General features: G+C 72.8%; 8 protein-coding genes. 4 read left to right on the top strand and 4 right to left on the bottom strand.

The genetic code is table 11. From position 1 onward, the window contains the following. Positions 1-261: 261 nt before the first annotated feature. Together ACFVTX_RS06370 and ACFVTX_RS06365 are read right to left on the bottom strand one after the other, a co-directional pair. Entirely contained in the window at positions 262-1,617 is a 1,356-nt protein-coding gene (locus ACFVTX_RS06370; protein WP_386898713.1) for a hypothetical protein, read from the bottom strand. Between the two features lie 101 nt (positions 1,618-1,718). Continuing rightward, entirely contained in the window at positions 1,719-2,834 is a 1,116-nt protein-coding gene (locus tag ACFVTX_RS06365) for a hypothetical protein (protein WP_386898712.1), read from the bottom strand. A 103-nt stretch (positions 2,835-2,937) separates the two neighbouring features. On the opposite strand from ACFVTX_RS06365, the gene ACFVTX_RS06360 reads away from it, so the two are divergent. After that, positions 2,938-6,564, top strand: coding sequence for an efflux RND transporter permease subunit (locus tag ACFVTX_RS06360; RefSeq protein ID WP_386898711.1), 3,627 nt, complete (start codon positions 2,938-2,940; stop codon positions 6,562-6,564). Between the two features lie 95 nt (positions 6,565-6,659). Here ACFVTX_RS06360 and ACFVTX_RS06355 read toward each other — a convergent pair whose 3' ends face one another. Both ACFVTX_RS06355 and ACFVTX_RS06350 read right to left on the bottom strand, forming a co-directional pair. After that, positions 6,660-7,949 (bottom strand): RNA polymerase sigma factor, encoded by a 1,290-nt coding sequence (locus ACFVTX_RS06355; RefSeq protein ID WP_386898710.1) that lies wholly within the window; start codon positions 7,947-7,949, stop codon positions 6,660-6,662. A 1-nt stretch (position 7,950) separates the two neighbouring features. Next, positions 7,951-8,373, bottom strand: coding sequence for a YciI family protein (locus tag ACFVTX_RS06350; RefSeq protein WP_376943489.1), 423 nt, complete (start codon positions 8,371-8,373; stop codon positions 7,951-7,953). 213 nt (positions 8,374-8,586) lie between these two features. Here ACFVTX_RS06350 and ACFVTX_RS06345 point away from each other — a divergent pair, with 213 nt between their 5' ends. From ACFVTX_RS06345 to ACFVTX_RS06335, 3 genes are all read left to right on the top strand, one after another. Further along, entirely contained in the window at positions 8,587-8,961 is a 375-nt protein-coding gene (locus tag ACFVTX_RS06345) for a heavy metal-associated domain-containing protein (RefSeq protein ID WP_386898709.1), read from the top strand. A 148-nt stretch (positions 8,962-9,109) separates the two neighbouring features. Beyond that, entirely contained in the window at positions 9,110-9,541 is a 432-nt protein-coding gene (locus ACFVTX_RS06340; protein WP_386898708.1) for a hypothetical protein, read from the top strand. Further along, positions 9,538-11,484, top strand: a complete 1,947-nt coding sequence (locus ACFVTX_RS06335) for a glycoside hydrolase family 15 protein (protein WP_386898707.1) — start codon at positions 9,538-9,540, stop codon at positions 11,482-11,484. Before ACFVTX_RS06340 ends, ACFVTX_RS06335 begins: the two co-directional genes overlap by 4 nt. The last annotated feature ends 15 nt before the right edge of the window (positions 11,485-11,499 follow it).

Raw genomic sequence — 11,499 nt, 5'->3', positions numbered from 1 at the left:
GGTGTGGGGGGGGGGGGGGGGTGTTTTTTTTTTACGCGCCGGGCGGGGGGGGGTGCCCCCGGGGGTGGGGGGCCCCGCGGCGGGGGGGGGGGGGGGGGGGGGGGCGCCCCCCGGGGTCCGCCCCCCCCCCCGACCGGCCGCGTCTGGGATGCGCGGCCTCACCGTGCCGCACGGGTCAGCGGCACGGGGTCCGGTTCGACCAGCTCGACCCGCTGAGCAGGTCGGGGCCCGGCGCCGGTAGGGCGGCGCCGGGATTCCCGGCTATCGGCGCATCGCGAACCGCCGGAACCCGACGAGCAGGAGACCGCCGACGAGGGCGAGCGAGGCCAGGCCGAGGCCCGAGACGTCCGCGCCCGTCGAGGCGAGCGACGCGTCGGCCGCCACGAGCGTCGCGCCGCCGGAGGAGGCGACGGTGGAGCCGTCACCTTCACCGTCGCCGCCACCCGGGTTCGCGGGGTCGACCGGGTCCACGGGGTCCACGGGGTCGACCGGGTCCACGGGGTCGACCGGGTCCACGGGGTCGACCGGGTCCACCGGGTCCACCGGGTCCACCGGGTCCACCGGGTCGACGATCGTCGTCGATCCGTCGGTCTCGCTGTCGCCGATCACCGAGACGGCGTTGCCCCCGATCGTGACGGGCAGGGACAGTTCAGGCAGCAGCTGTGTTCCCCCGAGCAGCCCGCCGTCACCATCCGTCGTCGCCGAACCGCCCCCGGTTCCCGGCTGAACGACCGTCTCGGCGTCGGTCGACGTGGAGTCGCCGACGACCGAGATCGCGTTGCCGCCGACCGTGATCGGCAGCCCGAGGTTCGGCAGCACCTGCGTGCCGCCGAGGATCGAGTCGACGCCCGAGGTGGTCGCCGTACCCGTGCCCGTGCCGCCCGTCGAGACGGCTGTGCTCGCGTCGCTCGACGTCGAGTCGCCGATCACCGAGATGGCGTTGCCGCCGAGGGTGATCGGGACGTCGATGCCGCCGATGAGCTGCGTGCCGCCGAGCAGGCTGTCAGCGCCCGACGTCACCGCCTCGCCGGCGCCGGCCGAGGAGTCATCCGTCGAGACCTCGGTGGTTCCGCCGCTCGATGACGAGTCGCCGATCACCGAGATGGCGTTGCCGCCGAGGGTGATCGGGATGTCGACGTCGATGAGCCCTTGCGTGCCGCCGAGGATCGAGTCGGTACCGCTGGTCTCGGCACCGCTGGCGTCGCTCGCGGCCGGGGCCGGAGCCGGGGCCGGCGCGGACGTGGTCGCCGCGTCCTCGCTCGTCGAGTCGCCGATCACCGAGATGGCGTTGCCGCCGAGGCTGATCGGGATGTCGATGTCGATGAGCGCCTGGGTGCCCGACAGGATGCCGTCGTCACCCGAGGTGACGGCGACCGGCTCGGCGGCATCGCCGCTCGAGACCTCGGTGGCCGCGCCCGACGACGACGAGTCTCCGATGAGGGAGATCGCGTTGCCGCCGAGCGTCACGGGCAGATCGATCGAGATCCCGGCCTGGGTGCCCGACAGGATGCCGTCGCCGCCGTCCGTTTCGGACGCGTTCGCGACGCCGGCGCCGAGGAGCATGAGCCCCCCGGTGAAGAGGGTCGCGTACAGCGCCCTCAGAGCAATTCTCTTCATGATCCAGTCCTCCTGACTGATGGGAAAGTTCGCTCCCGGGCAGGGAGCGATGACCGTGTCCGCGGGTGCACGCAGGGTGCGTGCGAGCGGACCGGCCCCCGTCAGTCAGGGGTGGAGTCGGTGTCGAACACCGGCGACGACGGCAGCTCGTCGTCGACCGAGTGGAGTGCGCGCGACGCGAGCGCGTCGAGTTCGAGGGCGGCGAAGGCCGCGTCAGAGGTGCCGGATGCCCCGCCCGCACCGCTCCCGGACGCGCCGGCGCCGTTGCCGCCCGCGCCGCCGCCGGGGGCGGCAGGTGCGTTCGGGGCGTGCGAGGGCACGTTCGGATGGTTCGGGTTCGCGGGCGACGAGGCGGAGTCGAGGAGCCCGGCGGTCGCAGAGCCCTGAGGCGTGCCCGTGATGCCTTGCGTGCCCGGTGGCCAGGTGTCGGTGCTCGACGGCGCCGCGACGGCGCCGGGCGGAGCGGACGTGCCGGGTACGGCGGGCAGCGCGGGGCCGACGGGATCGCCCGGCCCGCCCGGCTCACCGGGCTCGACCGGATCGCCCGGGAGCAGCGGGATCGACGGGATCTGCGGCAGCACGCCCGACCCGTCGGTGGGCAGTTCGCCGAGCTCGCCGACGACCGTGCCGAGCGTGCTGTCGACGGCGCCGACGACCGGGTCGAGCAGGCCGCCCACGGTGTCGTCGCCGAGGACGCCGCCGAGGATCGGCAGCGAGCCGAGCACCCCGTCGACGGTGCCGGTGATCGGGGTCGTGATCGCGCCGACGGTGCCCCCGCCCGCGAGGTCGGAGACGGTGCCGGTGACGCCGTTGACGACGAGGCCGACTGCCCCGTTCGTACCGCCGACCACGGTGTTCGTCGTGTCGGTGACGGTGTCGAGCACCTCGGGCACGGCCTGTTCGACGACCTCGCCGACCGGTTCGGGCGCCGCGTCGACGACCGGGTCGAGCAGGGTGTTCACGGGTGCGACGACCGTGCCGACGACTCCGCCGAGGGTGTCGCCGACGGCGCCGGTGACCTGGGTCACCCCGCCGAGCAGCGAGCCGACTCCGCCGAGCAGCCCGCCGGGCTCCTGTTCGTCGGCCGAGGCGCTCGTGCCGCTCGCGAAGAGGGTGACGGCGAGCCATGCGGCGGAGAGGGCGGTGCCGAGCACGGCATAGCGGAGCCACGGCACCTGCCGCGAAGCTCCCCCACAACCGTTCAGCGCGACCCCCACGAGGGTCACCCTAGCGCCCCGACCGGCCCCCGGTCGAGGGGTTTCGCGAGAGATTCCGACACCCGGTGACATCCGCACCCCACCCGCCTGCGAGAATCGAGCCATGCACCTGCTCGCCGCGCTCAGCATGAAGAACCGCGCGCTCATCGCGCTCGTCACGATCGTCGTCGCGATCTTCGGCGGCATCTCGCTCACGAGCCTCAAGCAGGAGCTCGCGCCGTCGATCGCGTTCCCGCAGCTCTCGATCGTGACGAGCTACCCCGGCGCCTCGCCCGACATCGTCAACACCGACGTGTCGACGCCCATCGAGACGGCGATCCAGGGCATCACGGGCCTCGAGTCGACCTCGACGACGAGCTCGACCGGCCTCTCGCGCGTGACGGCGAGCTTCACCTACGGCACCGACCTCGCCTTCGCCGAGCAGAAGCTGCTCTCGGCGGTCAACCGCATCCAGGGCCAGCTGCCCGACGACGTCGACCCGCAGGTAATCGCGCTGAGCCTCGACGACTTCCCGGTGCTGCAGATCGCGGTCACCGGCGCCGACGACATGAGCGCCCTCTCCGACGAGATCGAGCGCACCACACTCGGCGAGATCACCGACGTCGACGGCGTGCGCGACGCGACCCTCGTCGGCGAGATCGGCCAGCGCGTCACCATCACGCCCGACCCCGCGAAGCTCGCGTCGTACGGCATCACGCAGCAGGCGATCCGCGACGCGCTCCAGCAGAACGGCCTGCTCGTCCCGGCGGGCACCATCACCGAGGGCGACTCGACCTTCGCCGTGCAGACGGGCACCCGCATCGGCAGCGTCGAGGAGGTCGCCGCGCTCCCGGTGCTCGGCGCCACCGAGTCGGCGGCGACTCCGGATGCCACGGATGAGGCCGCCGGCGACGAGGGCGCGCTGCCCGGCGACGGCGCGGGCGCCGACGGCACCGCGACCGGCGGCACCGGCCCCGGCGCGGGCTCAGGCGCCCAGGCCGGCACCGACCCCTTCGCCGCCGCGACCGCCGCCCGCGTCCCCGCAGACGTGGCGATCGCCGACGTCGCGACCGTCGAACTCACCGACAACCCCGTGACGAGCATCTCGCGCGTCGACGGGGAGCCGGCGCTCACGATCTCGGTCACGAAGCTGCCCGCCGCGAACACCGTCGAGGTGTCGAACGCGGTCACCGCATTGCTGCCGGGCCTCGAGTCCTCGCTCGACACGACGAACCCGGGCGCGACGTTCACCGTCGTCTTCGACCAGGCGCCCTACATCGAGCAGTCGATCGAGTCCCTCGCGACCGAGGGCCTGCTCGGTCTCGCGTTCGCGGTCATCGTCATCCTGATCTTCCTCATGTCGGTGCGGGCGACCCTCGTCACGGCGATCTCGATCCCGACCTCAGTGCTCATCACCTTCATCGGCCTGCAGGCGGCCGACTACACGCTCAACATCCTCACGCTCGGCGCGCTCACGATCGCGATCGGGCGCGTGGTCGACGACTCGATCGTCGTGATCGAGAACATCAAGCGGCATCTCGTGCAGGGCGTCGACAAGGCTTCGACGATCGTGCGCGCCGTGCGCGAGGTCGCCGGTGCGATCACCGCCTCGACGATCACGACGGTCGCCGTGTTCCTGCCGATCGCGCTCGTCGAGGGCGTCACGGGCGAGCTGTTCCGGCCGTTCTCGCTGACCGTCACGATCGCGCTGCTCGCCTCGCTCCTCGTCTCGCTCACGATCGTGCCGGTGCTCGCGTACTGGTTCCTGAAGCCCGCGCGCATCAAGGTCGAGGAGGGCGCGGAGGAGGTCGAGGCGGAGGTCGCCGCGGCCGCGTTCGTCGACGACGTGTGGCTCGCGCCCGAGCTCCGCGACGAGAGCGGCGCCACGGGGCTGCCTGTCGCCGGCGCCGGCCGCGAGGCATCCGCTCGCACGGTCGCGAAGCCGAGCGCGCCGGTCGCGCCCGACGAGCTCGAGCACCCGTCGCGCCTGCAGCGCGGGTACCTGCCCGTCATCGGCTGGACGCTGAAGCACGGTGTCGTCACCCTGGTCATCGCGGTGCTCGTGCTCATCGGCACGGGCGCGATGATCCCGCTCATGAAGACGAACTTCCTCGGCGACTCGGGGCAGAACACCTTCCGCGTCGCGCAGGAGCTGCCGATCGGCACGAGCCTCGCCGCCCTCGACGAGGCCTCGAAGCCCGTCGAGCAGGTGATCCGCGACACCGAGGGCGTCGAGACGGTGCAGACCTCGATCGGTTCGGGGTCGAACCCGCTCGCCGCGGCCTTCGGGGGCGGCGGCGCGACCGTGACGTACTCGGTCACGACCGACGAGGACGCCGACCAGGAGGCACTGCAGGCCTCGGTGCGCGAGGATCTCGACGCCCTCGACCCCGCCGAGGTCGGCGAGGTCTCGATCGCCGCGTCGAGCGGCTTCGGCGCCTCGAACGACATCGAGGTCGACATCACCGCGTCGAACGCGGAGGATCTCGCCGCCGCCACCGACGCGGTCATCGCCGAGCTCGACGGGGTCGAGTCGGTGTCCCAGGTCACGTCGAACCTCGCCGAGTCGCGCCCGTACGTCGCGGTCGAGGTGAACCGGTCGGATGCCGCGGCCGCGGGCTACTCGGAGGTCGCCCTCGGCGGCTTCGTCTCCGCGGCGATGCAGCCGCAGAACGCCGGCTCGGTCGTCATCGACGAGAAGACCCTCACGATCTACCTCGCGAGCGAGAACCCGCCCGTCTCGGTCGAGGAGCTCCAGGCGCTCGAGGTGCCGACCGCGACGGGCATCGTGCGCCTCGACTCGCTCGCCACGGTCGCGGAGGTCGACGGGCCCGCCTCGGTCACGACCGTCCAGGGGCTCCGCAGCGCGACCGTCTCGGCGACGCCCGCAGGCGACGACCTCGGCACGGCGAGCGGCGAGGTGCAGGCCGCGGTGAACACGGTCGACCTCCCCGAGGGCACGACGGCGTCGATCGGCGGCGTCACGGCCGACCAGCAGGAGTCGTTCTCGCAGCTCGGGCTCGCCCTGCTCGCGGCGATCCTCATCGTGTACATCGTGATGGTGGCGACGTTCCGCTCGCTGCTGCAGCCGCTGCTGCTCCTCGTCTCGGTGCCGTTCGCCGCGACCGGTGCGATCGCCCTGCAGGTCATCACCGGAATCCCGCTCGGTGTCGCCTCGCTCGTCGGCGTGCTCATGCTCGTCGGCATCGTCGTGACGAACGCGATCGTGCTCGTCGACCTCGTGAACCAGTACCGCGACCGCGGCATGAACGTGCGCGACGCACTCGTGCACGGCGCCTCGCGACGACTCCGCCCGATCCTCATGACGGCGCTCGCGACGATCTTCGCGCTGCTGCCCATGGCGCTCGGCATCACCGGCCACGGCGGCTTCATCTCGCAGCCGCTCGCGATCGTCGTGATCGGCGGTCTGCTCTCGTCCACGGTGCTCACGCTCATCGTGCTGCCGGTGCTCTACGACCTCGTCGAGGGCGGACGCGAGCGTCGCAAGGCCAAGCGCGCGGCGAAGGCCGCGTCGCGCGGTACGGATGCCACGGGGCTGGTCGCCGCGGCGGTGGTTCCCGCGGCGGCGGCTCCGACGGCCGCCGCGCCCGCCGCACCCGCCGCGCCCGCCGCACCCGAGACGCCCGCGACTGAGGCCGGGCCGGTCGAGCCGTGGCCCGACGCCGCGCCGAGCAGCTCGCCTGAGCCCGAGCCCGATGCGGCTCCTGGCGACGACGATCCCGAGGCCTGATCGCACGTCCTGCTTCCGCAGGAGATTTGCACTCGCGCGGACTGTGAGCGCCCGCGAGTGCAAATCTCCTGCACGAGCAACGCAGGCAGCGTCGGTCAGCCGGCGAGCTTCGCGGCCTTCGCGAGCAGGGCGTCGCGTTCGCGCTCGTTGCCCGTGAGCCGGGCGGCGGTCTCGAGCTCGGCGCGCGCCTCGTCGGTGCGCCCGAGCCGGGCGAGCAGCTCGCCGCGCACGGCGGGCAGCGGGGGATACCCGCGCAGCCGCCCCTCGGCGACGAGCTCGTCGACGAGCCGGAGGGCCGAGGCAGGCCCCGTCGCCATCGCCACGGCCACGGCTCGATTGAGCTCGACGACGGGCGAGGGGGCGAGACGGCCCAGGGCCTCGTAGAGCACGACGATCTGCGCCCAGTCGGTGTCGTCGGCCGAGGGGGCGACCGCGTGGCATCCGGCGATCGCGGCCTGGAGACCGTACGCGCCGCGACCGCGCCCGATCCGGTCGGCTCGTGCGAGCGCCTCCTGACCGCGCGTGATCTGCGCGCGGTCCCACCGCGAGCGATCCTGCTGATCGAGGGGGATCGCGCTGCCGTCGCGGGCCGTGCGCGCCGGGAACCGGGCGGCGGTGAACTCCATGAGCGCGACGAGCGAGTGCGCCTCGGGCTCGCGGGGCATCAGCCCCGCCACCATGCGGGCCAGGCGCAGGGCCTCGGCCGAGACATCCGGCCGTAGCCAGTGCTCGCCGGAGGCGGGCAGGTAGCCCTCGTTGAAGATCAGGTAGAGCACCTGCAGCACCGAGGCGAGGCGCGCCGGGTACTCGTGCGGCTCGGGCACCGCGAAGGGCACGTTCGCGGCCGCGAGCGTCTTCTTCGCGCGCACGATGCGCTGCTGCACCGTCGCGGTCGGCACGAGGAACGCGCGCGCGACCTCCTCGCTCGAGAGACCGCCGACGATGCGCAGGGTGAGGGCGATCTGCGCCTCCCGCGAGAGCACGGGGTGGCAGGAGACGAAGACGAGGCGCAGCACGTCGTCGTCGATGGTGTCGGGGTCGAAGAACGGGTCGGATGCCTCGCGGTGCTGCTCGAGGTCGTGCGCCATCGCGGCGTACCGCTCGTCGAGCCGCTCACGCCGGCGCCAGCCGTCGATCGCACGCCGCTTCGCGACCGCGGTGAGCCACGCGCCGGGGTTGCGCGGGACGCCGTCGCGCGGCCACTGCTCGAGCGCCTCGACGAGGGCGGCCTGCGCGAGGTCCTCGGCCTCGCCGACGTCTCCGGTGAACCGGGCGAGCGTGGCGACGATGCGGGCGGACTCGATGCGCCACACCGCCGCGACGGCGCGCCGGGCCCGGTCGGCGTCGGCGGTCGCCGACCCGGCCGGGCCCGTGGCATCCGTCATGTCAGCCGACCTTGCCCTCGAGCTCGTCGCGCCAGCCGGCCTCCTTCTGGATCCACTCGTTGTCCTGCGGGAAGTCCTCGAGCTCGTTGACGCGGCGCACCTCGAGCTTCGCGCCCGGGCCGAGCGGGCAGCGCTTCGCCCACTCCGCCGCCTCCTCGGGGCTCTGGGCCTGGATGATCCAGAAGCCGTTGAACAGCTCCTTGGTCTCGCCGTAGGGGCCGTCGGTCACGACCGGGGGAGTCGTGTCGAAGTCGACGACGAAGCCCTCCTTCGCGTCGGCCAGACCCTCTCCGGCGAGCAGCACGCCGGCCTTGATGAGCGACTCGTTGTAGGCGCCCATCGCGGCGATGACCTCGTTGAAGTCGAGCTGCTCGTAGGCCTCGACGGCGGCGTCGTTCGATCGCATGATCAGCATGTACTTCACGGTGTGCTCCTTGTTCGGATTCGCGTTCGGGTCGGGCCGAAGTGCCCGCCTCACCCATGCGTCGAACGGGCGACGGCGAGATCGACACCACGGCAGAACTTTCTTCGCTCATGTTGTCAGGCGGGGGCGATCGCGTCATCCGGCGCGGCGGACGCCTTGCGATGGATACCCCACCGGGGTATAGTTCCATCAGAACCGACGGAAGGACGCCGCATGACCACCGAGAACCTCGCCACCGCAGTGCCCGCGGGTGCCACCGAACTCGCCCTCGCCGATTCGAGCGGTGCGGATGCCTCGTGCTCGTGCTGCGCGATCCCCGACGCGTCGGCGTCGGCTTCGACGGAGGCCGCGGCATCCGACCTCGCTGAGCTCGTGACCGCCGACTACGCCGTGGCCGGCATGACCTGCGGCAGCTGCGTGCGCCACGTGAGCGCCGAGCTCGGAGCGCTGGAGGGCGTCGACTCGGTCGACGTCGCGCTCGTCGCCGGCGGCGTCTCGACCGTCACGGTTCGCAGCAGCGCCCCGCTCGCCGATGCGGCCGTCGCGGCCGCCGTCGAGGAGGCCGGGTACGAGGTCGTCGCGGTCTGAGCCGTCGTCGCGCTCGGGCGGGTGCGTGATCGATCGGGGACGGGCACTGCTCGAACGGTGATCGAAGGGCTACGGTCGAGGTGGGGAGACGGCGCGACGGCGCCCGTTCGCCCGGCCCCCACCGAGACCGACCGTGTTCGGAGGGCCCATGGAACGCACCGAGACCGATGTCGACCGCTTCCTCGCCGATATCCCGGGGCCGCGCGGCGATCACCTCCGCACGCTCGACGGCATCATCGCCGAGGAGCTCTCGGGGCTGGAGCGCGTGCTCTGGACGGGCGTCATGTGGGGCGGCACCGATCAGCGCATCGTCGGCTACGGCGCCATCACCCAGCCCCGGCCGCGCGGGGCCGCGGTCGAATGGTTCCTGGTGGGCCTCGCCGCGCAGCAGAACCACCTGAGCCTCTACGTGAACGCGGCCGAAGACGGCGAGTACCTCGTCCGGCGCCGCGCCGCGGAGCTCGGCCGGGTGAAGGTCGGCGCGGCGGCGATCGCCTTCGCCGAGCCCGACGACCTCGAGCTCGACGCACTGCGCGCCCTGCTCCGCCGGGCTCGCGAGCTCTCGCCGGAGGTCTCGTGAGCGCGGATGGCGCGGGCCGGGCCGAGCGGGCCGAGCGGGCCGGCCGGTCGGGCCTGGCGGGCCGGTCGGGCCGGGCGCCGCAGATGCAGGGCGCCGTCGCCAGGTCGCCGTTCCCGCCGATCGCCTCCTTCGCGTTCCTCTCCGACTGCCACACCGGGGCGCTCGTCGCGCCCGACGGGGCGGTCGCGTGGCTCTGCCCGCCGCGATTCGACGCGCCGAGCGTGTTCGCGACGATCCTCGACCGGCAGGCCGGGTACTTCCGCTTCGGGCCGTTCGACGTGAACGCCCCGTCGGCCAGGAGCTACGAACCCGGCACCAACGTGCTCGTCACGACGTGGAAGACCCCGACCGGCTGGGCGGAGGTGCGCGACGCCCTCACGATCCTGCCGCGATCCGAGCCCGACACGACCACCCCGCACACGCGCGCGCCCGCCGACGACGACGCCGGACACTGCCTGGTGCGCACCGTGACCTGCTTCGACGGGCACGTCGAGCTCGAGCTCATCTGCGAGCCGGTGTTCGACTACGGCCGGACCGAGGCCGACTGGGTGTCGACCGACGTGCACACCGCCACGGCGAGCGGCGCCGGAACGACATTGCGCTTGCGGTCGGATCTCGCGCTCGGGGTGCAGGGCGGCCATGTGCGCGGGCGGCACACGCTGCGCGCCGGCGAGCGCGCGTTCTGCTCGCTCTCGTGGGCCGACGACCTCGCCGGGCCGGCGACGGTCGATGAGGCGGCGGCCCAGCTCGAGACGACGGTCGCCTACTGGCGCGACTGGCTCGCCGACGCGACGATCCCCGATCACCCGTGGCGCGAGGCCCTCGAGCGTTCGGCGCTCACGATCAAGGGCCTCACCTACATGCCCACCGGCGCGACCGTCGCCGCCCTCACGACCTCGCTGCCCGAGACGCCGGGCGGCGAGCGCAACTGGGACTACCGCTACAACTGGATCCGCGACTCGTCGTTCACCGTGCAGGCGCTGCACTACCTCGACCTCGACTGGGAGGCCGACGAGTTCGTCGAGTTCCTCTCGGGGCTCGAGCCGAACGACGACGGCTCGCTGCAGATCATGTACGGCATCGACGGGCGCCGCGACCTCACCGAGACGACGCTCGACCATCTCACCGGCCACCGCGGCGCCCGTCCCGTGCGCATCGGGAACGGCGCCTTCGCCCAGCGCCAGAACGACCTGTACGGGGCGGTGCTCGACGCGATCCTCATGCACGCCCGCCGGAGCCAACGGGTGCCCCGCACGCTCTGGCCGGTCATCCGGGCGCAGGCCGAGTGCGCGACGACCGCCTGGCGCGAGCCAGACCAGGGCATCTGGGAGGCCCGGGGCGAGCCGAGCCACTACGTGTCGTCGAAGATCATGTGCTGGGTCGCGCTCGACCGCGCGTCGAAGCTCGCTCAGCTCGTCGGCGCCGACGAGGACGTGGCGCGCTGGCGCGCCGTCGCCGATGAGATCGCCGCCGACATCCTCGCCGAGGGGGTGAGCGAGCGCGGCGTGCTGCGCCAGCACTACGGAACCGACGCGCTGGATGCCTCGGCACTCCTCGCGGCGATCTACGGGTTCCTGGCGCCCGACGACGAGCGGTTGCGGGCGACCGTGCTCGCGATCGCCGACGAGCTCACGGCGGACGGGTTCGTGCTCCGATATCGCACGGAGGAGACCGACGACGGGCTGACGGGCCGCGAGGGCACCTTCCTCATCTGCTCGTTCTGGCTCGTCTCGGCGCTGACGATCATCGGCGAGGGCGCGCGCGCGAAGGCGCTCATGGAGAAGCTGCTGCGGATCGTCTCGCCGCTGGGGCTCCTCGCCGAGGAGCTCGACACCGAGACGGGGCAGCACCTCGGCAACTTCCCGCAGGCGTTCTCGCACCTCGCGCTCATCGAGGCGGCCCGTCGCATCATCATGATCGAGCGGCTGCTCGAGTTCGTGTGAGCGCCGGGTGTTCCT

This window comes from Agromyces sp. NPDC058136 (assembly GCF_042884375.1).
Lineage (GTDB): Bacteria > Actinomycetota > Actinomycetes > Actinomycetales > Microbacteriaceae > Agromyces.
Note: the sequence above shows the minus strand (reverse complement) of the source record. Positions and strands in the feature narration are given on the sequence as shown.

Excerpts from the sequence above, each read along its gene's own strand:
- ACFVTX_RS06370 (WP_386898713.1), bottom strand. The coding sequence starts at position 1,617 with ATGAAGAGAATTGCTCTGAGGGCGCTGTACGCGACCCTCTTCACCGGG.
- ACFVTX_RS06360 (WP_386898711.1), top strand. The coding sequence starts at position 2,938 with ATGCACCTGCTCGCCGCGCTCAGCATGAAGAACCGCGCGCTCATCGCG.
- ACFVTX_RS06355 (WP_386898710.1), bottom strand. The coding sequence starts at position 7,949 with ATGACGGATGCCACGGGCCCGGCCGGGTCGGCGACCGCCGACGCCGAC.
- ACFVTX_RS06345 (WP_386898709.1), top strand. The coding sequence starts at position 8,587 with ATGACCACCGAGAACCTCGCCACCGCAGTGCCCGCGGGTGCCACCGAA.
- ACFVTX_RS06340 (WP_386898708.1), top strand. The coding sequence starts at position 9,110 with ATGGAACGCACCGAGACCGATGTCGACCGCTTCCTCGCCGATATCCCG.